The 22,942-nt window shown below is 67.3% G+C and carries 22 protein-coding genes; 7 read left to right on the top strand and 15 right to left on the bottom strand.

Features of this window, described 5'->3' with window-relative positions:
* Positions 1-6: 6 nt before the first annotated feature.
* The 7 genes from NTM_RS05835 to NTM_RS05805 form a co-directional block, all read right to left on the bottom strand.
* Positions 7-1,179 carry a lipid-transfer protein gene (locus NTM_RS05835; RefSeq protein WP_163765739.1) on the bottom strand — a complete coding sequence of 391 codons (1,173 nt, stop codon included), beginning with the start codon at positions 1,177-1,179 and terminating at the stop codon, positions 7-9.
* A 70-nt stretch (positions 1,180-1,249) separates the two neighbouring features.
* Positions 1,250-1,702, bottom strand: coding sequence for a MaoC family dehydratase (locus NTM_RS05830; protein ID WP_163765738.1), 453 nt, complete (start codon positions 1,700-1,702; stop codon positions 1,250-1,252).
* On the bottom strand, positions 1,699-2,808 hold the full coding sequence (locus NTM_RS05825) for an acyl-CoA dehydrogenase family protein (RefSeq protein WP_163765737.1): 1,110 nt from the start codon (positions 2,806-2,808) through the stop codon (positions 1,699-1,701). Before NTM_RS05825 ends, NTM_RS05830 begins: the two co-directional genes overlap by 4 nt.
* Positions 2,809-2,824: 16 nt before the next feature.
* Positions 2,825-3,238 carry a Zn-ribbon domain-containing OB-fold protein gene (locus NTM_RS05820; protein WP_104864275.1) on the bottom strand — a complete coding sequence of 138 codons (414 nt, stop codon included), beginning with the start codon at positions 3,236-3,238 and terminating at the stop codon, positions 2,825-2,827.
* Positions 3,238-3,792: an FAS1-like dehydratase domain-containing protein gene (locus NTM_RS05815; RefSeq protein ID WP_163765736.1), complete on the bottom strand. Its 555-nt coding sequence runs from the start codon at positions 3,790-3,792 to the stop codon at positions 3,238-3,240. The genes NTM_RS05820 and NTM_RS05815 overlap by 1 nt, the downstream gene beginning before the upstream one ends.
* A gap of 16 nt (positions 3,793-3,808) precedes the next feature.
* The gene (locus tag NTM_RS05810; RefSeq protein ID WP_163765735.1) at positions 3,809-4,981 is read right to left on the bottom strand and encodes an acyl-CoA dehydrogenase family protein; all 1,173 of its coding nucleotides are present in this window, start codon (positions 4,979-4,981) and stop codon (positions 3,809-3,811) included.
* Positions 4,981-6,153 (bottom strand): cytochrome P450, encoded by a 1,173-nt coding sequence (locus NTM_RS05805; RefSeq protein WP_163769386.1) that lies wholly within the window; start codon positions 6,151-6,153, stop codon positions 4,981-4,983. Before NTM_RS05805 ends, NTM_RS05810 begins: the two co-directional genes overlap by 1 nt.
* Before the next feature lie 288 nt (positions 6,154-6,441).
* Here NTM_RS05805 and NTM_RS05800 point away from each other — a divergent pair, with 288 nt between their 5' ends.
* Positions 6,442-7,902, top strand: a complete 1,461-nt coding sequence (locus NTM_RS05800; protein ID WP_104864457.1) for an aldehyde dehydrogenase family protein — start codon at positions 6,442-6,444, stop codon at positions 7,900-7,902.
* Complete coding sequence (locus tag NTM_RS05795; protein ID WP_163765734.1) at positions 7,899-10,295, top strand: CaiB/BaiF CoA transferase family protein; 2,397 nt, start codon at positions 7,899-7,901, stop codon at positions 10,293-10,295. Before NTM_RS05800 ends, NTM_RS05795 begins: the two co-directional genes overlap by 4 nt.
* A gap of 8 nt (positions 10,296-10,303) precedes the next feature.
* Here NTM_RS05795 and NTM_RS05790 read toward each other — a convergent pair whose 3' ends face one another.
* From NTM_RS05790 to NTM_RS05780, 3 genes are all read right to left on the bottom strand, one after another.
* Positions 10,304-10,777, bottom strand: coding sequence for a MaoC family dehydratase (locus tag NTM_RS05790; RefSeq protein ID WP_163765733.1), 474 nt, complete (start codon positions 10,775-10,777; stop codon positions 10,304-10,306).
* Positions 10,774-11,967: an amidohydrolase family protein gene (locus tag NTM_RS05785; RefSeq protein WP_104864270.1), complete on the bottom strand. Its 1,194-nt coding sequence runs from the start codon at positions 11,965-11,967 to the stop codon at positions 10,774-10,776. Before NTM_RS05785 ends, NTM_RS05790 begins: the two co-directional genes overlap by 4 nt.
* Before the next feature lie 89 nt (positions 11,968-12,056).
* Complete coding sequence (locus NTM_RS05780) at positions 12,057-12,692, bottom strand: cysteine hydrolase family protein (RefSeq protein WP_163765732.1); 636 nt, start codon at positions 12,690-12,692, stop codon at positions 12,057-12,059.
* 53 nt (positions 12,693-12,745) lie between these two features.
* On the opposite strand from NTM_RS05780, the gene NTM_RS05775 reads away from it, so the two are divergent.
* The gene (locus tag NTM_RS05775; RefSeq protein ID WP_163765731.1) at positions 12,746-13,183 is read left to right on the top strand and encodes a nuclear transport factor 2 family protein; all 438 of its coding nucleotides are present in this window, start codon (positions 12,746-12,748) and stop codon (positions 13,181-13,183) included.
* Here NTM_RS05775 and NTM_RS05770 read toward each other — a convergent pair.
* Both NTM_RS05770 and NTM_RS05765 read right to left on the bottom strand, forming a co-directional pair.
* Positions 13,173-14,072 carry a TIGR03619 family F420-dependent LLM class oxidoreductase gene (locus tag NTM_RS05770; protein ID WP_163765730.1) on the bottom strand — a complete coding sequence of 300 codons (900 nt, stop codon included), beginning with the start codon at positions 14,070-14,072 and terminating at the stop codon, positions 13,173-13,175. The two genes, NTM_RS05775 and NTM_RS05770, sit on opposite strands and share 11 nt — an antisense overlap.
* Before the next feature lie 14 nt (positions 14,073-14,086).
* Entirely contained in the window at positions 14,087-15,196 is a 1,110-nt protein-coding gene (locus NTM_RS05765) for an acyl-CoA dehydrogenase family protein (protein ID WP_163765729.1), read from the bottom strand.
* 110 nt (positions 15,197-15,306) lie between these two features.
* On the opposite strand from NTM_RS05765, the gene NTM_RS05760 reads away from it, so the two are divergent.
* From NTM_RS05760 to NTM_RS05745, 4 genes are read left to right on the top strand one after another with little or no spacing between them, the layout of a single operon-like run.
* On the top strand, positions 15,307-16,503 hold the full coding sequence (locus tag NTM_RS05760) for an amidohydrolase family protein (RefSeq protein WP_163765728.1): 1,197 nt from the start codon (positions 15,307-15,309) through the stop codon (positions 16,501-16,503).
* A gap of 7 nt (positions 16,504-16,510) precedes the next feature.
* Positions 16,511-17,470 (top strand): acyl-CoA dehydrogenase family protein, encoded by a 960-nt coding sequence (locus tag NTM_RS05755; RefSeq protein ID WP_163765727.1) that lies wholly within the window; start codon positions 16,511-16,513, stop codon positions 17,468-17,470.
* Complete coding sequence (locus tag NTM_RS05750) at positions 17,467-18,669, top strand: acyl-CoA dehydrogenase family protein (RefSeq protein ID WP_163765726.1); 1,203 nt, start codon at positions 17,467-17,469, stop codon at positions 18,667-18,669. Before NTM_RS05755 ends, NTM_RS05750 begins: the two co-directional genes overlap by 4 nt.
* Before the next feature lie 54 nt (positions 18,670-18,723).
* The gene (locus NTM_RS05745) at positions 18,724-20,298 is read left to right on the top strand and encodes a class I adenylate-forming enzyme family protein (RefSeq protein ID WP_179963893.1); all 1,575 of its coding nucleotides are present in this window, start codon (positions 18,724-18,726) and stop codon (positions 20,296-20,298) included.
* On the opposite strand, the gene NTM_RS05740 is transcribed toward NTM_RS05745, so the two are convergent.
* The 3 genes from NTM_RS05740 to NTM_RS05730 form a co-directional block, all read right to left on the bottom strand.
* Entirely contained in the window at positions 20,295-21,479 is a 1,185-nt protein-coding gene (locus NTM_RS05740) for an amidohydrolase family protein (protein WP_163765725.1), read from the bottom strand. The genes NTM_RS05745 and NTM_RS05740 overlap by 4 nt on opposite strands.
* Before the next feature lie 108 nt (positions 21,480-21,587).
* Positions 21,588-22,346, bottom strand: a complete 759-nt coding sequence (locus NTM_RS05735) for an SDR family NAD(P)-dependent oxidoreductase (RefSeq protein ID WP_163765724.1) — start codon at positions 22,344-22,346, stop codon at positions 21,588-21,590.
* On the bottom strand, positions 22,343-22,942 hold the full coding sequence (locus tag NTM_RS05730) for an SDR family oxidoreductase (protein ID WP_163765723.1): 600 nt from the start codon (positions 22,940-22,942) through the stop codon (positions 22,343-22,345). Before NTM_RS05730 ends, NTM_RS05735 begins: the two co-directional genes overlap by 4 nt.

Raw genomic sequence — 22,942 nt, 5'->3', positions numbered from 1 at the left:
AACGTCTCAGCGGTCCGGAGCGAGGATGAGGCCGCTGGTCGGAACACCGGTCCCCGACGTGACCAGAACGTGTTCGACGTCGTCCACCTGGTTGTAGGACGTGCCGCGGACTTGACGCACGCCTTCGGTGATCCCGTTCATCCCGTGGATGTAGGCCTCACCGAGAAGACCACCGTTGGTGTTGATCGGCATACGTCCGCCCAGCGACATCTCCTCGACCGAGACGAAGTCCTTGGCCTCGCCCCTGCCGCAGAAGCCGAGCTCCTCCAGCTGGGTGAACACGAACGGGGTGAAATGGTCGTACAGGAACGCCGTCGAGATGTCCTGCGGCTTCAAACCCGAGTCGCGCCAGAGCTTGTCGCCCACCACGCCCATCTCCGGCAACCCGGTGATGTCGTCGCGGTAGTAACTGGTCATCACCTCACCGTCGTAGGCAGCACCCTGGGCCGCCGCGGTGATCACCGCGGGCGGCTTGGCCAGGTCGCGGGCCCGCTCGACGCTGGTGACCACCATCGCGACGCCGCCGTCGCTCTCCTGGCAGCAGTCGAGCAACCGCAGGACCGGTTCGATGATCCAGCGCGACTGTTGATGCTGCTCCAGCGTGATCGGCTTCCCGTAGAACCATGCGTCGGGGTTGTTGGCCGCATGTTTGCGATCGATCACCGAGATCTTGCCGAAGTCGGCGTTGGTCACCCCGTAGGTGCTCATATAACGCTGCGCGTGCAGGGCCACCCAGGCGGCCGGCGTCATGAAGCCGAACGGCGCATACGGGGCCATCCACAGCGGGGTGACGCCGGGTTGCCGTCCGGCGCCGCCGAACCGGAACCCGGAGCGCTCGTTGAACGCGCGGTAGCAGACCACGGCCCCGGCGACGCCCGTCGCGACCGCCATCGCGGCCTGCATCACGGTGCCCGCGGCCGCCCCGCCGCCGTGGGGTACCCGCGTGAAGAAGTTGAGGTTCTCGATCCCGACGTTGCGGGCGACTTCGATCTCTTCGTTCTCGTCGACGGTGAAGGTCACCATCCCGTCGATGTCCTTGGGACTCAGGCCGGCATCCGCGATGGCGGCTTTGACCGCCTCGCAGGCGAGTTGCATCTCGGTGCGGCCGGATTCCTTGGAGAACTCGGTCTGGCCGATGCCGACCAGTGCGGCCTTACCGCCGATACCGTCCCTGGTCACGCTCGACTCCTCCTCGTTCCGGTCCTCGCTCGTGCCTCGCTGCGATCCTCACTCGTTGTCGTCTTCGGGGTCACGCGCCGACTCCCTCGAGCAGGCTCAGCACGGCGGTGCCCTTGACGTGATCGCCCAGACTGTTGGTGCCCTTGAAGGTGACCTCGACCAAGCCCTCGCCGTCCGCGACGGATTTGCCGGTGACGCTGCCCTCGAACCGCAGCGCGTCGTTCGGGTAGGCCGGTACGCCGAGCCGGATGGACAGCTTCTTGACCACCGCTTCGGGACCCGCCCAGTCATGCAGGAACTTCACGCACAGCCCGTTGGTGGTCAGGATGTTGAGGAAGATGTCCTTGGAGCCTTGCGAATTGGCGAAGTCGCGGTCGTGGTGAACCGGCATGTAGTCGCGGGACGCGATGGCGCCGGCCACGATCAGTGTCGTGGTGACGGGAACGTCCATCGGTGTCACCTCGTCGCCGACGTTGATGGCGTTCCACGCCAGGGTCGTGGTGCGGTTCAGGGTGGAGGTCATGGGGTCAGTCCTTCCGCGTATGCGTTGCCGAGCCGGGCCAGCTGCGCCGAGGCCGGACCCAGCGCGAGTTCGATCTGCTTGGCCCACAGGAAATACCGGGACAGGGGATAGGTCACGTCGATGCCCATACCGCCGTGCACCTGCTGGGCCGAGGCGGTCACGCGGGCGCCTGCCTCGGCCGCCCAGAACTTCGCGATCGCCGCGGCGCGGTCGGCCGGCCTGCCCTCGGCGATCAGCCAGGCCGCGTGCCACGCGGTCCAGCGGATCGCCTGGACGTCGATGAACGCGTCGGCCAGACGCTGCTGCACGGCCTGGAACGACCCGATGGGACGGCCGAACTGCTCGCGCTCGCTGGTGTAGGACGCAGCCAGTTTCAGTGCCCGCTCGGCGACGCCGAGCTGCATCGCGCACAGCCCGACCAGGGCCCGGGTGTACAACGCGCCGACGATGTCGCCGTCGGCGTGCTCGGTGAGCCGCCACCCGAGGGCATCGCTGAGTTCGACGTCGGCGAACGGCTCGCCGTTGGTCGTCGCGACCGGGGTCACCTCGACGCCGGCGCCCGTCGCAACGACGAACAGACCCGGCCCGTCGTCGGTCCTGGCCGAGACCACGATGGCGTCGGCGAGCTGAGCGCCGGGAACCAGCTCCTTGACACCGGTGAGCCGCCACCCGTCACCGTCGGCTCGCGCGGTGGTCCGCGGTGCCGCCGGATCGGAGTTCCCCGGTTCTGCCAACGCGGCCGTCAACAGCACGCTGCCGTCGACGACGCCGGGCAGGAAGCGTTGCTGCAGCGCCGAATCGCCGTGCCGGGCAATGGTATCCGCGCCGAGAGCGAGGGTGGCGTACACCGGCACCGGCGCGACGCTGTAGCCGACCTCGCTGAGCAGCACCCCGAGTTCGAGGAAGCCGCCACCGGTGCCACCGACCGATTCGGGCAACGCGATCCCGAGCAGGTCGGACGACGCCAACTCGGCCCACAACGCCGCGTCGTGCCGGATCTCGCCTGACTCGAGCTCGGTCAGGTGCTCCGGGGTGGCTCGATGCTCGAACAGCTGGCGGGCGACCTTGGCGACGGTCTCCTGCTCCTCGGTGAAGGTGAAGTCCATGTGTCTTTCCCCCTGCTCAGCGCACCGGCCGGAATTGGTGCAGCACCAGCTCTTCCCCACTGGGAAGTGCCTCGAAGGTCTCGTAGAAAACCTCGACCGGCATACCGACCTCGATCGCGTCCGGTGCGATCTCGCACAGGTTCGACACGATGCGGACACCCTCGTCGAGCTCGATCAGCGAGACGACATAGGGATACTCGAGAAACGGCAGCGGCGGGTACTGCGGCATCACGAAGCTGTAGACGGTGCCGCGTCCGGTGGACACCACGTGGTCCCAATTCAGTGACTGGCAGTTTCCGCACATCGGCCGGGGCGGAACGCGCAGCGTCGTGCAGTCGGTGCAGCGCTGGATCCGCAGTTCGTGCTCCTTGAGGCCGGACCAGAAGAACTCGGTGTCCGGGCTGATCGACGGGGCGAGTCTGCTGGCCATCATCCACCCGTCTTGAATCGCAGGGTCCGGAACCACTGGCGTCCGATGACGTCGCCGTTCTGGTCGCGGTAGGTGGTGACCCACGTGACGAAGAAGCCGTTGCCCATGGCCGTCTTCTTCTCGTCGGAGATGGAATCGAACACCGTCTCGGACGTGATCTCGTCTCCGACACGCGGATAGCGCTCGATCTCGAACTCCGAGTTGGTCGCGATGATTCCGGTGTAACCGGCGTCGGACAGGAACTGCAGCGGGTTCTCACCCTTCATCTCGATCGGCACCCCGCCGCGTTCGTGGATGCCCTCCAGCTTCGGGGGCGGCATCGTCCACGTCTGCAACATCACCGGCGGCGACACGATCGCGCCGTGCCGGGAGTTCTGCGCGAACTCCGGATCGAGATATGCGGGGTTCATGTCGTTCAGCGCGTACGCCCAGTGCCGGATCATCGCGGCGTTCACCGGGTCGGGCGCGTGCACCGGCTTGCCGACACCGTCGGTGGGTGTGCCGATGAGCGCGTCGAGGCGTTCGCGCAGTTCGTCTTTTGCTGTGTCGGTCACTGCTGGATTCCCTTTCTCAGGACGCTCGCATGTCGCGGGGTGCGCGCGGCATCCCCAGACCGGCCATGGCGATGATGTCGCGTTGCAGTTCGTTCGCACCGCCGCCGAAGGTGTTGATGACGGCGAGCCGGTAGGCGCTTTCGAGTTCGCCCTTCAGCGGGGCGTCGGTGCCCTTGCGGGTGCCGGCCTGGCCGACCACGTCGAGCAGTTCGCGGGCCACCTGCTGGGTGAGTTCGGTCCCGAAAACCTTTGCTGCCGAAGCCTCTCCCATGCCGAGGGCGCCGGCTCCCATGTTGGTGTTGACGCGCAGGTTGAGCAGGCGGTAGGCGGCGACCTGCGCCTCGACCCGGGCCAGGGCCTGCGGCAGGTCGATGACGCGCCCGTCGTCGAGAGGCGTCGTCTTGGCCCACTCCAGGGTCTTGGCGAACAGCGGCTCCAGCGCACCGAGGTTGCCCAGTGCGGCACGTTCGAGGTTCAGCTGGTTGGTCACCAGCTTCCAGCCCTGGTTCTCGCCGAGCACGATCGCGCTCTCGGGGACCCGCACGTCGTCGTAGAACGTGTAGTAGGTCGACACACCGGGCATCGTGTGCAGCGGCTTCCACGAGAATCCGGGGGAGTCGGTGGGCACGATGAAGACGGTGATGCCCTTGTGCTTCTTGGCTTCCGGGTCTGTCCGCGCCGCCAGCCAGACGTAGTCGGCGAACTCCGCCCCACTGGTGAACATCTTGGATCCGTTGATGACGAACTCGTTCCCGTCGCGCACCGCGGTGGTCCGCAACGACGCGAGGTCGCTTCCCGCGCCGGGTTCGGAGTAACCGATCGCGAACTCCACGGAGCCTTTCAGGATCGCGGGGAGAAACCTCTGTTTCTGCTCCTCGGTGCCGTACTCGATGAGCGTCGGCCCGACGGTGTTGAGCGTGATCATCGGCAGCGGCGCGTTCACGCGGCGCGCCTCTTCGTTGAAGATGTACTGCTCCAACGCGGTCAGCCCGCGTCCGCCGAACTCGACGGGCCACGCCACACCGAGTAGCCCCGCTTCGCCGAGCGCCTTCCTGCACTCGGTCATCGCGGCGCCGCCCTCCATCAGACCCGCGACGGCCGCCCGGCGCTCCGGGGTCATCACGGCCTCCAGCCGCTCCCGGAACTCCTTGCGGAGCTGTTCCTGTTCCGGGGTGTAATCGAAGTCCATCAGACACTCGCTTTCAGGCGCACCGGCATACGTTTGACGCCCGGCACCATCGTCGCCCGCAGCCGGGTCACGTCACCGGTCAGTTCGATGCTCGGGTATGCGCCGAGCAGCACCTCGAACATCACCCGCGCCTCCAGTCGTGCCAGCTGGGCGCCCAGACAGGCGTGTTCACCCGCGCCGAAGGCGATGTGCGGGTTCGGGTTTCGGGTGATGTCGAACTCCTCGCTGTTCGGGCCGAAGATCTCCTCGTCCCGATTCGCGGCGCCGTAGAGCATCACCACGGTGTCGCCGGCCTTGATCTTCTGCCCGCGGATGTCCACATCGGCGGTGGCCCGGCGCGCCATGTGGGTGACCGGGCTGGTGTACCGCAGCATCTCCTCGACCGCGCAGGTCAGCATCGACGGGTCGGATCGAAGCAACGCCAACTGGTCAGGATGGTCGAGCAGCGCCGCGGTGCCGAGTGCGATCAGGTTGCGGGTGGTCTCGTTGCCCGCGACCAGAAGCAGAAACGAGAAGTTGAGCAGGTCGGCGTCCGTGAGGCGCTCGCCGTCGACCTCCGCGGCGGCGAGGATGCTCAGCAGATCGTCTTGCCCGGTCACCTGGCCGGACCGCCGAGCCTCGATCAGTGCGGTGAAGTACTCGTAGAGTTCACCGAGCGCGACCAGATGATCCATCTCGATGTCGGGGTCCGCGGTCCCGACGGCCGCATCGGACCAGGTGCGGAATCTCTCCCAATCCTCCGGCGGGGCGCCGAGCATCTCGGCGATCATCCGGGTCGGCAGCGGTGCCGCGATCTCCTCGGCGAACTCGTACTCGCGGGACGGGTCGATGCCCTCGACGATTCCGGCGACGATCCGCCGGACCGTGGGCTCCAGCAATGTCACCTGACGACGGGTGAAGCCCGCGTTGATCAGCTTGCGCAACTGACGGTGCCGGGGCGGATCGGTGAAGATCAGATTGCCTTCCTGCACCGGCTCGGGTTGCTCGGGATCCGGGATGGTGATGCCTTTGGTCGACGAGAACAACCCCGGATGCCCCGACACGAAGCGGACGTCCTCGTATTTGGTCAGGGCCCAGAAGTTCGTGGTGTCGTTCCACACCACCGGGGTGGTCTTCCGCAGTTCCCGGTAGGCCGGGTACGGGTCTCCGGCGTAGAAGTCCGGGGAATGCAGCGGATGCGTGGAGGTCGGTCTTGGCTTCACATCGGGCCGGGATTCAGTGGGCACGCAGGATTCTCCTCAAAACCTCATCTGTCGGACAGATACCGACAAAATGTCCGGCTATTCTGTGTCTACCGCACCGGTAGCTCGAGTGTCAATCGGCATTCCCGCAGCTTAAACGCGGTCAACCATTGACGGACCGACTTGGGCCGGTGTACACACAAGTCGCAGATGTCGGATATCTCGGTGCATACGCACGGCCGGCCACCATCTGTAGGGCAACCAGGAAGGTCCAGTGATCTGATGGCCTCGTCCAGCCTCGTCGACGACTACGACCTGTTCATCAACGGCCATTGGGTGTCCGCGGACGGCGCCCGCTACGAGGTCACCAACCCGTCCACCGGCGAGGTTCTCGCGACCGCACCCGATGCCGGGGTGGCGCAGGTCGAACAGGCCATCGCCGCGGCGCGGACGGCGTTCGACTCCGGCCCCTGGGCCACGGCGGCACCGGAGGAGCGGGCCAGATGTCTGCAGCAGCTCAGTGATGCGCTGCTCGCCCACGGCGACGACATCTACGCGCTCGCGCAAGCGGAGTGGGGCTGTACGGCAAACGAGCGATTGATCCACGTGGACGGCCCGGCGTTCATGGCCGGTCACTCCGCCGAACTCGCCCTCGAGCCGGCTGAGGCGCCGATGGATGCGTGGGGAGCGGCGGGCACGACGCTGCTGCGCTACGAACCTCTCGGCGTGGTCGCGGTCATGACACCGTGGAACTTTCCGCACACGCTCAACGTGATGAAGGTCGGTGCCACGCTAGCCGCGGGCAACACGCTCGTGCTGAAGCCCTCGCCGCTGACGCCCCTGGCCGGTCTGGCGCTCGCGCGAATCATCAAGGAGGAAACCGATATTCCTCCCGGGGTCGTCAACGTCGTGACCCCGACCGGAATCGAGGCGAGCAGGGTTCTGACCCTGGACCCCCGGGTGGACATGGTGAGTTTCACCGGCAGTTCGTCGGTGGGCAGGGACGTGATGGCCGGTGCGGCGGGCACGATGAAACGGATTCTGCTGGAGTGCGGCGGAAAATCGGCCAGCGTGCTCCTCGACGATGTCGAGCTGACCGACGAGCTGCTCGAGCGACTGCTCTTCGAAGGGTGCACGCTGCACGCCGGGCAGGCGTGCATCCTCAACAGCCGGCTGGTGGTGCCCGCCGAACGCCACGACGAGGTCGTGGCCCGGCTGGTGGACCTCGCGCGCGCCGTCAAGGTCGGCGACCCCGCAGAGGACGGGGTCGACATGGGGCCGCTGATCAGCAGGGAGCATCTGGAGCGTGTGCGCGGCTTCGTCCGCCGCGCCGAGGCCGACGGGGCCAAGGTGGTGACCGGCGGCGACATTCTCGAAAACCCCTCGGGCGGAAACTTTTTCGAACCGACGATCCTGACCGATGCCGGCCCGGACTCGTACATCGCGCAGGAGGAGGTGTTCGGGCCGGTGCTGACGGTGCTGCGACACAGCGGTGACGACGACGCCGCGGCCATCGCCAACAACTCCCCGTACGGGCTGGGCGGTGCGGTCTGGGGTGGCGACGTCGACCGCGCCCTCGCGGTCGCCCGCCGCATCAGGACCGGTCAGGTCTCCATCAACGGCACCATCCCCGGCGACGCCCCGTTCGGCGGCTTCAAGCAGAGCGGCATCGGTCGAGAAGGCGGAGTGCTGGGGCTGCGGGCCTACATGGAACCGAAGGCGATCGGGGTACCCGCGTGAGCTCGGCGCTGGCCGGCCTGCGCGTCGTCGAACTGGGTACTCAGATCGCGACGCCGTACTGCACCAAACTTCTCGTCGACCTCGGCGCCGAGGTCTGCAAGATCGAGTCCCCCTCGGGGGATCCGCTGCGCCGCTGGGGTCCGTTCCGCGACGAGGCCGCCGGACACGGCGGACTGTTCGAGTACCTGAATGCCGGAAAGCACGGTCTGACAGTAGATCTGACGACACCCACGGGCCTGGCGCAGGTCCACGAGCTGCTCGCGCGGGCCGATCTGCTGGTCGAAGATCTCCCGCCCGGGTCGACCGAACGGTTCGAGTGGGGGCTCGACCGCGACACGCTGCAGCGGATCAACAGCGATCTGGCCGTCGTCCGAGTGTCCGACTACGGCCAGGACGGCCCTCGGCGGGATCAGCCGTCGACATCGCTGACCCTGCAGGCGGCGTCGGGATGGGTCAACACCCGCGAGTTCGGCCGCCCGCCGGTGCAGGCCGGGGCGCGCATCCCCGAGTACATCGTCGGGGGTTATGCGGCGCTGGCGGCGCTGACCGCGCTGCGGGTCGCCGACGGGGAGCGGGGCCGCATCGTCGAGGCCGACGTGTCGGCGTTCGAGTCGCTGTTGAGCACGTTGCCGTATCCGATGTTGATGGCGGAACGTTTGAAAAGCCTTGGTTTGCCGACCAACTCGAAGGCGGCGCCGATGCTGGGCATCGTTCGCGCCGCCGACGGCTGGATCGGTATCAACTGTCTGACCGGGCAGCACTGGTTGGACGTCTGCGCGATGGTCGGTTTGCCGGAGTTCGGCGAACATCAACTCGCCATCATGCTCGGCGGCCCGGAACGCGACGAGTTCTTCGGGAAGGCGCAGCCCTGGCTGGATTCGATGCCGGTCGCCGACCTCGTCGAGCTGAGCCAGGCCATGCGTATCCCCGCCGCGCCGATCAACGACGGCGCGACGATCCTGGATTGCCCCCAGTACCGCGACCGCGGGTTCTTCGTCGACGGCGGCCAGATGACCGACGCCGGGGAGGTGCCGTTCCGTAGGCCGGGCGCCCCGTTCCGGCTGTCGAAGACGCCGGTGCCCTCGCCGCGGCCCGCACCGGCTCTCGGCGAGAGTGCCCCTACGCCGTGGGACGACCGCAAGCAGCGCGGCGAAGGCTGCACGGACGGGGGAAGCCCGTTCGCGGGCCTGAAGGTCTTCGACCTCAGTACGTTCTGGGCCGGTGCGTATCTGACCTGCTACCTCGGCGCATTCGGCGCCGACGTGGTCAAGGTCGAGTCGGTGCAGCGTCCGGACGGGCACCGGTATTCGGGCTCGCTGCTGCGCAGCAGCGACCGGTGGTACGACATCGGGCCGCTGTGGCAGGGCACCAACCTGAACAAGCGCGACATCACCCTCGACCTCGGCAGCGCCGTGGGCCGGGAGCTGGCCATGCGGCTGGCCGCGGAGGCCGACGTGGTGATCGAGAACTTCTCGCCGCGGGTCGTCGAGCAGTTCGGGCTGGACTACGACTCCCTGGTGAAGATCAACCCCGGGGTGATCATGGTGCGGATGCCGGGCTTCGGACTGGACGGACCATGGCGCGATTACGTCGGGTGGGCACTCAACATCGAACAGCTGGCCGGGATGTCGGCGGTGACCGGATACGCCGACGGGCCGCCGTGCAACCTGCAAGGTCCGGCCGACCCCATCGCCGGGGTGCATGCGACGGTGGCGCTGCTCGCCGCGCTCGAGCACCGGCGCCGCACCGGTGAGGGGCAACTGATCGAGGTGGCGCAGATCGAGGTCGGTGCCGCCGTGACGGCCGAACCGGTCATCGAGTACTCGATGACCGGACGGGTGTGCGAACGGGAGGGCAACCGGCACCGCGACTATGCGCAGGGCGTCTACCCCACGCCGGGGGAGGACGATTGGATCGCGGTCTCGGTGCGCGACGACACCGATTGGGCCGGCGTGACCGAGGTCATCGGCCGACCCGACCTGCGTGAGGATCCGCGATTCAGTTCGGCGGCCGCCCGGTTGCGCCACCATGACGAGTTCGACGCGGTGCTGGCCGAACACGCCGCGGCGAACCGTGCCGAGGATTTCGCCGAGGCCCTGTTGGCGCGCGGCGTGCCCGCCGCGCGACTGATGACGGCCGATCGCATGTACGAGGTCGACCAACTCGATGCGCGCGGGTTCTATGTCGACCTCGACCACGAGATCGCGGGACGACAACGCTTCCCCGGCTGGCCGTTTCGGATCACGCCGGGTCCGGCGCGACACCACCGCACGCCGTCTCCGACCCTCGGCCAGCACAACGACGAGGTGCTCGCCGAGATGGGCCTGACGCCCGAGCAGATCACGGCGCTGCGCGCCCAGGGTGTCATCGGCGAGCGACTGCTCAATGCTTAGCGTGCGCCTCAGCTCACCATCGCGGCGATGGTGTCGACCACGCAGGCCGGCCGATCGGAGCCCTCGACCTCCACGGTGACCCGGACGGTTGCCCTGGCGCCCTTGTCGTTGCGCTCCACCTTGATCAACTCGGCGCCGGCGCGGATGCGGGAGTCCACCGGCACCGGTGCCGGAAACCGCAGTTTGTCGACGCCGTAGTTCACCTGCATCGACAGGCCCGTGACCCGGTAGATCTGTTGGACGAGAATCGGCACCAACGACAGCGTGAGATAGCCGTGGGCGATCGTCTTCCCGTACGGGCCCCGCGCGGCCTTCTCGGCGTCGACGTGGATCCACTGGTGGTCGCCCGTCGCCTCGGCGAACAGGTCGATCTCCCGCTGGGTGATCTGGTGCCATCCGCTGTAGCCCAGGTGCTCGCCGACGTGTGCTTCGAAGGCGTCGACTCCGTCGAACAGCGTCGGCGAGGCCGCCGTCTGGGTCATACCGAAACCTTGAGGCCCAGTGCCTCGATCGCGTTGCCGCCCATGATCTTCGCCTTGGCCGACTCGGAGACTCCGTCGAGCCGGTCCACGAAGCTCAACGGATCGCCGATGCCCTCGGGATGCGGGAAGTCGGATCCGAACATCACATGGTCCTCGCCCATGATCTCGATGATCCCCTTGATGTCGTCTTCGAGGAACGGGTGGATGTAGACGTTACGCTTGAACACCTCGACCGGGTGCTCGTCGAACTCCTTGGGCATCGTCCGGTACGCCTTGTCCAACAGGCGCAACAGGTTTCGCACCCATCCGCTGCCGTTCTCGACGACCAGAACCTTCAGGTCGGGGAAGCGCGAGAGCGCCCCGTGGCAGATCAACGCGGCGAGCGTGTCCTCCATGGCGCGGAAGCCCATCACGACCTCTCGCAGTGCGCTCGGTTTGAAGGACAGGTACTCGTCACCGCCCTCCCACTCCATCAGATGCTTCTGGTATCCGCTGTCGGAGGCGTGGAATGTCACCGGGATTCCGGCGTTGACGACTTCCTGCCAGAACGGGTCGTACTCCGGAAGGCCCATCGACCGTGACCCGCCGAAACGACTCGGCACCGGGGCGGGACGGACCAGGAAGGTCTTCATCCCGCGCTCGAGGCACCAGTGGAACTCCTTGATCGCCTCGTCGACCAGAGGCAGGCAGATCACCGGCGTGGCGAAGATCCGGTTCTCGTAGTTGAAGGTCCAATGCTCGTACATCCACTCGTTGAGCGCGTGGATGATCGCGTGGGTCAGGACGACGTCGTCGGTGGTCCGTTCCTCGATCAGGCTCGCCAGGGTCGGGTACATCACGCACTGGTCGATCCCGAGTTCGTCCATCAGCTCCAAGCGCGGCGCCGGGTGCTGAAAGGCGGGAATGACATCCATTGGCTCCCCGATGAACTCGCGGAAATTCAGCCCGTCGGGGTTGTTGCCGAGGAAGTAGTCCTCGGCACTGCCCGGCCGGGCCACCCGTTCGAACGTCGGGTTCGGGATCATGTGGCTGATGTGATCCTTGACCACGAGTTTGGGCCGGCCGTTGACCTCGACGTAGCCGACCTTGCCGCGATGCTGCTTCGGCAGGTACTTCGTGAGGGCGTCCGTCGTCTCGTACATGTGGTTGTCGATGTCGAAGACCGGGTACGGCAGGGACCGGGTAGACATGTGTCCGACCTCCTCAGAGCTGCGAATATGAGCATTTACGGAATGTGAGAACGACGTTATCACCATGCTGCGGCAACAGCTATACCGGGCTAGCCGGCTGCCGACTCCTTCCATGCGGCCACCACCGCGTCGGTGGTGGTCACCGTCGCGAGCAACGCCAGGGTGTTGTCGATGACCGACTCCGCGTACTCACGGGGGTACCCGCTCACCGCGTCGCGGGGAAGGACGAACTGATAGCTGCGATTGACCGCGTCCATGACGAAGTTGGTGATCGCCACGTTCACCGAAACACCGACGCCCACAATTGTTCTGATGTTCAGATTGCGCAGCACGGAGTCGAGGTCGGTTCCGGTCATCGGCCCGACGCCGTGCAGGCGGGTGAGCACGATGTCGCTGGGCTCCTGGCCGAGCTCGGGGAGCAGCGAGGCGCCGGGAGTGCCGGGTGTCAGATCGGATGGGAACGACTTGCCCGCCATGAACAGCCTGGCGTTGGTGTTCGCGCCGCGGCCGTCGGGCCGTTTCTCGATCAGGCAGTGCACCACCGTGACCCCGGCCGCACGGGCCGCCCCCAGCAGGGTGGCGATGTTGGGCACCGCCTCGCGACGGGCCTCTTCGGCGAGCATCGGCAGACCTGCCTGCGCACCGATCACGCCGCCCTGGCACTCCTGGGTGACCAGCGCGGTGGTGGCGGGGTTGAGAAGCTCCTGCAGGCGTGGTTGCGGCATGAGAACACACGTTATCGTGTGATGGCAACTAATGTTTACATCGGAGGAAATTGATGGAGCTCTGGGAGCTCGATGCCCGAGAGTCCGTCCGGCGGACGCTTTCCGACTACACCGCGGCGACCGACACGTTCGATCTGGCCGCACTGGCGCAGTGCTTCGGGCCCGACGGCGTCCTTGAGTTCACCGGCGGCACGGGGCCGCTGACCGGGCCGGCCGCGATCCAAGCGGGCTTGGCGACCGCGATGGCGAAAGAGCCGGAGCCGGGACGGCAGAGCCCGTCGTATGTGCGCCACCACGTCGCGAGCATCCGGTTCCGGTCGGTGACGCCGCAGCGGATCGAGGTGAGCAGCTACTTCGCGGTGTACACCGATGTCGGACTGGACCACTGGGGCCGGTACCGCGACGTGCTCACCCCGATCGACGCACGCTGGCTGTTCGCCCACCGGCGCATCGGCGTCGACGGGTTCGCAGCCGCCAGTCTCATGCGATGAACTCTCGCGCGAACGCCGCAGCGGTGTCGATGACCTCGGCCCGGTCTGCGCCCTGCGGAGCGATGGTCAGCCAGGTCACCCCCATCCCCTCCAGCTTCGCGATCGTCGCGTGCCGTTCGTCGGCGGATCGGCTGTCGTCGAGCAGGTTGCCCGCCGAGAAACAGATGTCCAGCGGCGCGGCGCGGCCGATCTCGGCCGCGTATTTCTTGGCCCACCCGATGGCGGCCTCGAGCTCGTCGAGCGTGGAGATCTCGGCGGTGCGCGACGCCGCCGCATAGCCGAAGGTGTTGAACGGGGCCCATCCCTGGGCGCGGGATACCGCGCGGCGCACGGCGGGTTTGCTGTTGCCTCCGATCCAGACGGGTGGCGGGCTCGCGGGCAACGGTCGCAGCCGGACACCCCGCGCGGAGAACGTCGTTCCGTCGTAGGCGATGTCGTCACCGGTCAGTACCTTGTCCAGGACGTCGAGGGCCTCGTCCAGCTGTGCGCCGCGCGTATCGAAATCGACTCCCAAGGATCTGAATTCGGGCTTCAGATAGCCGGCGGCAGTGCCCAGGATGAGCCGCCCGCCGGACAGCACCGACAAGCTCTGAATCGACTTGGCGCCCAGGAACGGGTTTCGGTACGCGGCGATGTAGACGTTGGTCAGCAGCTTGACCTCGGTGGTCGCCGCGGCGGCGAAGGACAGTGCCACAAACGGATCGAGCGCGTGGTGTCCGCCGTGGTCGAGCCACTTGGCGTCGGGGGCGGGGTGGTCGGTGACGTGCACCGCGGCGAAGCCGGCTGCTTCGGCGGCACGGGCGATCTCCGATATCGCCTCGGCGGAGACGAACTCGGCCACCGCCTCCACCCGCTGTGTGGGTAGTTCGAGGGAGTACGAAATGGTCACGGTGGTCCTTCCGGCTAGGGGCTTGATGATGTGACGAGGGTGGCCAGGCGCTGCGCGTGGTGGTCGGGGGTGCCGAAGATCAACTGGGTGGTCTTGGCGCGGCGCATGTAGAGGTGGGCATCGTGCTCCCAGGTGAACCCGATTCCGCCGTGGATGCGCATATTGTCCAGCGCCACTTCGAGAAACGCTTCCGAGCACACCATCTTGGCGACCGAGGCCGCCACCGCCTGGTCGTCGCCGTCGCGGAGGCCGGCCGCATGCGCCGCGGCGGACCGGGCGCCTTCCAGCAGCACCAGCATGTCTGCGCAGCGGTGTTTGACGGCCTGGAAGCTGCCGATGGAACGGCCGAACTGGATGCGTTCCCTGGCATAGGTCACAGCCATATCGAGGCATCGCTGTGCGGCGCCGACCTGTTCGGCCGCGAGAGCGATCGCGGCGACCCGGTAGGCCCGCTCCAGGCCGGCGGCGGCACCACCGTCGGTTCCGATCAGTGTCGCCGGCACGCGGTCGAAGCTCAGTGCGGCGACCTTGCGGGTGCGGTCGAGCGTCGCCAGCGGCTGCCGATCGAGTCCTTCGGAAGGTGCCCTGACCGCGAACAGCGATGTACCGTTGGCTGTGTTCGCCACGGCCAGAATCACATTCGCCGTGTGACCGTCCAGAACCCGCTCGGCCCGGCCGCTCAGCCGATAACCAGGGCCGTCGCGGCGGGCCGTCAGCGACACGGCGGCGGGATCCCAGGCGTCGAGTGATCCGTTGAGCACCGCGGTGGCGGTCTCGGAGCCGTCGACCAGTGCGGGCAGGTACTGCTGCATCGCGCCTTCGTCACCGCTGGTGAGCAGCGTCGGCACGGCCAGTGCGACAGTGGAGAAGAACGGCGCACACAGCAGGGCTGCGCCCATCTCCTCGAAGACGACTGCGAGTTCCGGTAGGCCGGCTCCCGCTCCGCCGTACTGCTCGGGGACGGCGATGCCGTGCAGGCCCAGTTCGTTGGCCATCTGTACCCATGACGTCCGGTCGAAGCCCGCTTCGGTGGCCATCAGCTCGCGAACTCTGGTCGACGGCGATACGGCCTCGAAGAACTCGCGTACTGCCTGGCGGAGTGCGTCGGCCTCGCTAGCGGTCATGGGGTCCTTCGGGGGCGATGTGTCCAACCGGGATATGCATTCTCGGCCGAGGATAGTATGTTTTCTGAATTGGGAGAATATAGATTCTCATCTGCGCGAAGGAGCCGGGCGTGACGACGAAACTCGACTACGGGATCTTTGACTGCGATACCCACTGCTACGAGACGCGCGATGCGTTCACCCGGTATCTGCCCAGCGCGTTCCACGACCGCGCCATCGCTCCGGTGCGGGCCGCGGACGGAAAAGAGGTGATCCTCGCCGGTCACCGGATCGCGACCTTCAACAGTGAGGCAGGACTCGGCTTCGATCTCGCATACCGGCCCGGATCGCTGAAGGAGATGCTCAAGCAGATGGGCTCGGGCAATCCCGACGAGACCTACGAGCCGCAGCCGATGCAGCCGGAGTGGCTGGAGCGCGACGCCCGACTGCAGGTGATGGAGCGCCAGAACGTCGAACGCGCGGTCATTTTCCCGGCCGGAATGGCGTTGGCCGCCGAGCACTACGTCGACGACACCGAGGCGCTGTATGCGAATCTGCGGTCGTTCAATCGCTGGTTCGACGAGACGTGGGGCTTCAACTACCAGGACAAGATCTACGCGACGGCGTTGTTGTCACTGCGCGATCTGCCTTCGGCGGTCGCCGAGACCGAGGCGATCATCGAGCAGGGTGTGCGGATGGTGCTGCTCCCGACGGGTCCGGCCTACGGCCGCTCACCGGGCGATCCGTATTTCGACCCGATCTACGCCCGGCTGCAGGAAGCCGGTTGCACGCTGGTCTTCCACATCCAGCCGTACTGGTACTTCGACAACATCTCGCCGGCCTGGGGGCACAACCCCGATCCGGCGGCGTGGCACATGTCGGCCTGGCAGTGGATGAACATCTACGGTCAGCGGCCGATCGAGGACACGCTGTCGGCACTGATCTTCGACAATCTGTTCGGCCGTTTCCCCGGATTGAACGTCCTGGTTGCCGAGCACGGTGCCGAGTGGGTGCCGCAGTTCGTGATCCACATGGACAAAAGCCGCGGGATGGGCCGAAACGGGCCGTGGATCGGCGGCAAGTTGACCGAACGCCCGTCGGAGATCTTCCGCAGGCACGTCGGCGTGGTGCCCTACCCCGAGGACGACATCCCCGCGATCGTGGCCCGGCTGGGCTATGACGAATGTCTTCTGATGGGATCGGACTACCCCCACGCCGAAGGACTCGCCGAACCTGCCGATTTCGTCAAGTTGCTCGACCCGCTGGACGACGCGGCCAAGAAGCGGATCATGCGGGACAACGCCGACCAGCTGCTCGCGCGGAGTTGACCATCTGATGTCGGATGAGGACGTCGACCTCGATCTGCTGAGAGCGTCTGCGCGGGATTTCCTGGCCGACCGGGGCGACAAGGAATCCGTCGAGGATCTCGCGGCGATGGACTGGACCGGGCTGCTGGTCGGCGAGGAGCTCGGTGGGGCCGGATGGCGCCCGGTCGAGAGCTGCGTCGTCGCCGAGGAACTCGGGCGGGCGCAGGACAGGTCCGCGTGGTTCGGCACGACGATGGCCGCTGCCGCGCTCGCGTCTGCGCCCGGCGAGGTGCGGGACGCCTGGCTGCCGAAATTACTGGACGGCGCGGCGTCGGCGGCCCTGACCGTCGCCGCCGACTCCGCGCGTGTGATCCGCGGGGACGATGTGGACGTGGTCGTCACGCTGGGCGCCAACGGAATTCAGCTGTTCGACGATCTCGATGCACGTCGCCGCCGATGGGACGATGACCTCCTCGACGTGACCAGACCGGTGTGGCGCGTCGACTTCAGCGGGTCGGCGGGCACGCCGATCGGGTCCGCCGAGCGCAGCGACCGGTTGCTCGCGATGGCGAGGCTGCTCGTCACCGCCGACTCTGTCGGCGCGGTGTCCATGACCCGCGACCGGCTGACGGCCTATCTGAAGGACCGCGTCGCGTTCGGCCGCCCGATCGCCAGCTTCCAGGCGATCCAACATCGCCTGGTGGAGGTGCTGGTGTTCGAGGTCAAGGCGCGCGCCGCGGTGATGAAGGCGGCGCGGGCGATCGCCGCCGACGACAACTCCGCCACCGCGATGACGGCGGCCGCGCACGCGTTCGTCGCAGCGAACGCCACTGCGGCAGTGGACGAATGCATGCAACTGTCCGGCGGCATCGGATTCACCTGGGAGTATCCGCTGCACTACGAGCTGCGGCGGGTATTCACCAACGGCCATCTGCTCGGCACCGTCCGGTCCAGCCGTGCCTTGTATGCGGAGGTGTCCGGCTGGTGAGCGGCTACCGGAACCGTCCCAGCGCTGCCGAGCTGGAGGAGTTCAGGAATCTCGTCCGGCGCCATATCGCCGACCATGCGCCGCCCATCGAGGCGCGCGAAGGGCACCGCGCGCCCGAGGATGCCGAGCAGGAGGCCCAGTTGCGCAGCTGGTTCGCCGGGCTGTTCGACGCCGGGTTCGTCGGTGCGGACTGGCCGGTCGAATACGGCGGATGCGCCGATCACCACCCGTTGCACGACCGCATCGTCAGCGAGGAGATCCTGCGGGCGCGTGCACCGCGGCCGGTCGATCAGGTGAACCTCGCCGCGCATGTGTTGCTGCACTTCGGCTCCGAGGAGCAGAAGCGCAGACTGCTGCCGCCGATCCGGCGTAGCGAGCACGTGTGGTGTCAGTTGCTCAGCGAACCCGACGCAGGCAGTGACATCGCCGGCGTGCGCAGCCGTGGGGTCCGCCGGGACGACGGCACCTGGGTCATCGACGGACAGAAGACCTGGATCACCGACGGGCACTGGGCCGATATGGGGTTGGCGCTGATCCGCACGGATCCGGCGTCGGCGCGCCACCGCGGCCTGTCGGTGTTCGCGGTGCCGTTGTCGGCGCCCGGCGTCGAGATCCGTCCGATCCGGACCATCGGCGACGCGATCGAGGTCAACGAGGTGTTCATGACCGGTGTGGAGGTCGACGGCGACAACCTCATCGGTGACGTCGGCCAGGGCTGGTCGATCATCATGACCGGGCTCGATTTCGAACGCTTCGGCATCGGCGGCAACGTCATCCTGCTGGAGCTTCTGATCGACGACCTTGTGCTGGTCGCCCGAAATGGGTTGTTGGACGGCAGGTCCGCGCTGGGGCACGCCGATGTCCGACAGGCGATCGCGGAGCTCGCCGTCGAGGTCGAGGTGGCGAAGGCCTTCATCGACGACCATGTGGAGCGGCTCATCGCCGGAACGGAGGCGCCGGCCGACGGTTCGATCGCCAAGCTGAGTTTCGCCGAGACCTACCACCGGGTTTCGGCCTACGGCGCGCAGCTCGCGGCTATCGTGTGCACCGACGGGTCGACGGACCCGGCGGTGTCACAGGCCGAGGAGCGGTTGCGTGAGTGCTGGCTGTGGTCGCGCGCGTACACCGTCTCCGGGGGGAGCTCTGAGATGATGCGCAACATCCTGGCCAAGCGGCGGATGCTGCTGCCGAGTTCGTGAGCGCAGCTTGCGGAGCGAACCGATGGCACTGAGCGCAGCTTGCGGAGCGAACCGATGGCACTGAGTGCAGCGGTGTCCGGGGCCGAGACTTACTGGGACCTGGTGGAGGCGGCGGCCCGCGAGCATCCCGACCGGGTCGTGCTCGCCGACGACTTCGGACGTGACCTCACCTGTGCCCAACTGCGCGATGCGGCCGCGTGCACCGCCGCCGCCTTCGCCGAGCGCGGCGTCGCCGAAGGGACGATCGTGTCCTGGCAGTTGCCGACCACGTTGGAGACCATGGTGGTGATGGTCGCGTTGGCTCGACTCGGTGCCGTCCAGAATCCGATCCTGCCGATCTGGCGCGAGCGTGAAGTCCGCTTCGCCACAACCCAACTCGGGACCGATGTGATCATCGTGCCGGGGATGTGGCACGGCTTCGACCATGTCGCCCTCGCGAACGATCTCGCAGACAGCCGGCCGATGAGCGTCGTGGTCGTCGATCACGGCGCACCCGTGGCCGACGGGTTACGCCTTCCCCATGGAGATCCGGCGGAACTTCCGGCGCCGCCGACGTCGGGAACCCTGCCACGATGGGTCTACTACTCCTCCGGTACCACGGCGGCCCCGAAAGGTGTTCGGCACTGCGACCGGTCGGTGATGGCCGGCTCGGCCGGTGTGGTCGGAATGGTCGGTGCCACCAGCCGCGACGTGAACCCGATCCCGTTCCCGATCTCGCATATCGGTGGCGCCGCGATGCTGGCCGCCAGCCTGCTGACCGGCATGCGGCTGGTGTTGTTCGACGCGTTCGACCCGGTGTCGGGGCCGCATGCGATCGCGGCGCACCGGCCGACGCTTCTGGGCACCGCGACCCCGTTCTTCGTCGCCTACATGGCCGCGCAGCGCGCCCAGGGCAGTGAGCCGCTGTTTCCCGACCTGCGGGCGTGCCTGGGCGGCGGTGCGCCGATCACCGCTGAACTGGGACGGCAGGTGCGCGAGACACTTTCGGTCGCCGGGGTCGCCAACGCGTGGGGGTTGACCGAGTTCCCGGTGGCCACCTCGCCGCCGCCGGACGGTGCGCCGGACGTGCTCGATCACACGGTCGGCAGACCGGTGCCGGGGGTGTCGGTGCGGGTGGTCGACGACTCCGGTCGGGAGGTGGACGCCGGGGAAGAGGGTGAACTGCGGTTGAAGGGACCGCAGTGCTTCCTCGGCTACGTCGACGAGGCCCTGAACGCCGACGCGTTCGACGACGACGGCTGGTTCCGCAGCGGGGACTGGGGCCGTATCGACGCCGCCGGCAATGTCGTGGTGACGGGCCGGATCAAGGACGCGATCATCCGCAACGCCGAGAACATCTCGGCGTTGGAGATCGAGGGTGTGCTGGCCACCCATCCGGCGGTGGCCGACATCGCGGTGATCGGCGTGCCCGACCCGCGCACCGGTGAGCGGGTGTGCGCCGTCGTCGTCGCGCAGCCCGGCGTCGAGGTCACGCTGGCGGCGCTGGCCGAGCACTGCCAGGCCCAGGGCCTGAGCAAGCACAAGTCACCGGAGAGCCTGCAGGTGGTGGAGGCGCTGCCGCGCAACCTGACCGGCAAGGTGTTGAAGAACGAACTCCGGGCGCGATTCGGCGGAATCCGCACGGGCTAGATCCCGATGAGCTCCTTGAGATTTCCGCCCATGACGCGTGCGGTGGTGTCGGCGGGCAGGTCCGCCAGCTCTTTGACGAACTCCGCCGGCTCGGCCAGACCTTCCGGATGTGGGTAGTCCGATCCGAACATCACTCGATCCGCACCCAGCACGTCGATCAGGTGCGACATGTCCTCCTCGTGGAACGGGTTGACCCAGATGTGCCGGCGGAAGACGTCGCCGGGGTGCTCGCCGAAGTCCTTGGGCTTTTTGCGATAGACCCGGTCGAACACCTCCATCAGGCGCTGCGCCCAGGATCCGCCGTTCTCCACCACGCCGATACGGACACCGGGGAACCGTTCGAACACCCCGTGGGCGATGAACGCCGCGAGAGTGTCGAAGATGTGGCGGCTCTCCTCGTAGATGAACCCGCGCAGCTTCGTCAGCTGGAACCCCTGGAACTCTGCGCCGCTCTCCCAGTCGTCGACATAGCGGTCGTATCCGGAATCCGCGTTGTGCATCTGGACCGATATGCCCGAGGACTCCACCAGCCGCCAGAAGTCGTCGAACTCGGGCAGTGCCGCCGAGCGGGAGGTGCCGTCTTCGCGGGGTACCGGCGCAGGCCTGATCAGCACCGTCCTGGCACCGTTGTCCAGGCACCATTCGAGTTCCTGCACGCCTTTCGCCGGGTCGTTCAGCGAGATCGCCGGGACGGGGAAGATCCGGTTCTGGTAGTTGAACGTCCAGTCCTCGAGCAGCCAGCGGTTGAACGCGTGGGTGATGGCGTGGGTCAACTCGGTGTCGGACTTGGTGCGCTCTTCGAGCATGCCCGCGGTGGTCGGGAACATCACCGCGCCGTCGACACCCTGGCGGTCCATCAGAGCCAGGCGCAGGTCCGGCCGCCGGAACTCGTCGGGGCAGCGGATCGGTTCGGCCAGCTCGCGCAGCGACTTGCCCTCCGGGTTGATACCGCGGTAGTAGTCGGCCCACGCGCCCGGCGTCGGGATCACCTCGTAGGTCGGATTCGGGATCGTCTCGGTGATGACGCCGAGAATCTGCAGCTTCTTCCGGCCGTTGACATCGACGAATTTCAGTGCTTCCGAGTACTTCTCGGGAAGGTATCGGGTGTAGGCGTCGATGGTCTCGTACATGTGGTTGTCGGCGTCCCATACTTCGAACGTCTTCGGATCGCTCACAGTCATTCCTCTCGATCACCAACTCTGCCGGCACGCCCTGAACACCGGTATCGCCGTTATCCTAAAACGAGAGCATACATTCTCAGGATGGCCAGATGTCCATGGGTCCTGGGCCTAGAGATTGGTGTAGTGGCCGCCGTCGACGCCCAAGGTCTGTCCGGTGACATAGCGCGCCCGGGGGCCGACCAGAAATGCGACGGCAGCGCCGATATCCCGTTCCGGGTCACCGATGCGCCCCAACGGGATACGGCGGGAGAGCCGCTCCTCCATCGCCGGTTCGGCCGTGATCGCGGCGGTCATGGCGGGCGAGTACGCCAGCGGTGACACCACGTTGACGGTGATGCCGTGTGGTGCCCACTCCCGGGCCAGACTCTTGGCGAAACCACGCAGCGCGCCCTTCATCGTGGCGTACAGGGGGAGGGTGGCGCTGCCCTCGATGCCGGCGGGTGAGGTCATCACCAGGAAGGTGCCGCCGCGCCGCTGGAGTGCGGCGAACGCGGCGGCAGCGCAGTGGTGGGCGCCGCTCAGCGATACGGAGAAGTGGTCGGCCCACAGTACCCGGTCGACGTCGGCGAGGTTGTGTGGACGGCTCGACACGTTGCTGGTGGCGTTGTGTATGACGGCGTCGAGACGTCCGGTGGTGGCGAGTGCCAGGTCGACGGTGGCGGTGACGGACGCGGCGTCGGTCACGTCGCACCTGGCCCATGTCGCGTGGTGACCCCGTGCCGAGATCTCGTCGGCGACCGCGCGCCCGGTCTCGGACCTGGTGGCCACGATGACGTGCGCGCCGTCGGCGGCCAGCGCGGTCGCGATCCCCCGGCCCACACCGGCGCCCGCCCCGGTGACCATCGCCGTCGATCCGGTCAGGTTCACGGCAGCATCACCGATCCGCCGTCGGCGACGATCGTCTCCCCGGCGAGGTGCGCGATGTCCGTGCGTAGCAGGAACCGGATCGATTCCGCGGCGGTGTGAACGAGATCCGTGGCATCCGGCACGGCTGGGACGGTGAGATGGCCCGCTGCCGCGTCGTCTTCCCCGGAGAACGCCGAGAGCGGGACGGCGACCAGGTTCACCCCGATGCCGGCGGAGGCCCATTGCCGGGCCGCTGATTTCGCCATCGCGCGGATGCCTTCCAGCGCGGTGGTGTAGCCGACCAGTCCGGTGGCGCCCGACATTCCGATGGTCGGCACCACCACGACGATGCGGCCGCCGGCAGGTAGCAGGGCCGAGCGCGCCCGCTGGAGGGCTGTCAGCGTGCGCCACATCGGCGCGTCGACCAGACGATGCCAGTCGTCACCGCGCAGCGTCGTCACCTCGGCCCTGGCCGGGGGAGGCTCGGCGACGATCACCACCCCGGTGACGTTCGCGGGAAGCGGGTGCTCCGCTACCGCGAGCGACGCGTCGAGATCGGCCGCCAGCGCCGAGGCGATCCCACTCGGTGGGCCCAGGACGATTGGCGAAGGAGCCAC

It is taken from the genome of Mycolicibacterium parafortuitum (genome assembly GCF_010725485.1).
Taxonomy (GTDB): Bacteria; Actinomycetota; Actinomycetes; order Mycobacteriales; family Mycobacteriaceae; genus Mycobacterium.
This window is presented reverse-complemented; position numbering and strand designations above follow the sequence as displayed.

Excerpts from the sequence above, each read along its gene's own strand:
- NTM_RS05830 (WP_163765738.1), bottom strand. The coding sequence starts at position 1,702 with ATGACCTCCACCCTGAACCGCACCACGACCCTGGCGTGGAACGCCATC.
- NTM_RS05825 (WP_163765737.1), bottom strand. The coding sequence starts at position 2,808 with ATGGACTTCACCTTCACCGAGGAGCAGGAGACCGTCGCCAAGGTCGCC.
- NTM_RS05820 (WP_104864275.1), bottom strand. The coding sequence starts at position 3,238 with ATGGCCAGCAGACTCGCCCCGTCGATCAGCCCGGACACCGAGTTCTTC.
- NTM_RS05810 (WP_163765735.1), bottom strand. The coding sequence starts at position 4,981 with ATGGACTTCGATTACACCCCGGAACAGGAACAGCTCCGCAAGGAGTTC.
- NTM_RS05790 (WP_163765733.1), bottom strand. The coding sequence starts at position 10,777 with ATGACCCAGACGGCGGCCTCGCCGACGCTGTTCGACGGAGTCGACGCC.
- NTM_RS05785 (WP_104864270.1), bottom strand. The coding sequence starts at position 11,967 with ATGTCTACCCGGTCCCTGCCGTACCCGGTCTTCGACATCGACAACCAC.
- NTM_RS05780 (WP_163765732.1), bottom strand. The coding sequence starts at position 12,692 with ATGCCGCAACCACGCCTGCAGGAGCTTCTCAACCCCGCCACCACCGCG.
- NTM_RS05775 (WP_163765731.1), top strand. The coding sequence starts at position 12,746 with ATGGAGCTCTGGGAGCTCGATGCCCGAGAGTCCGTCCGGCGGACGCTT.
- NTM_RS05765 (WP_163765729.1), bottom strand. The coding sequence starts at position 15,196 with ATGACCGCTAGCGAGGCCGACGCACTCCGCCAGGCAGTACGCGAGTTC.
- NTM_RS05755 (WP_163765727.1), top strand. The coding sequence starts at position 16,511 with ATGTCGGATGAGGACGTCGACCTCGATCTGCTGAGAGCGTCTGCGCGG.
- NTM_RS05745 (WP_179963893.1), top strand. The coding sequence starts at position 18,724 with ATGGCACTGAGTGCAGCGGTGTCCGGGGCCGAGACTTACTGGGACCTG.
- NTM_RS05740 (WP_163765725.1), bottom strand. The coding sequence starts at position 21,479 with ATGACTGTGAGCGATCCGAAGACGTTCGAAGTATGGGACGCCGACAAC.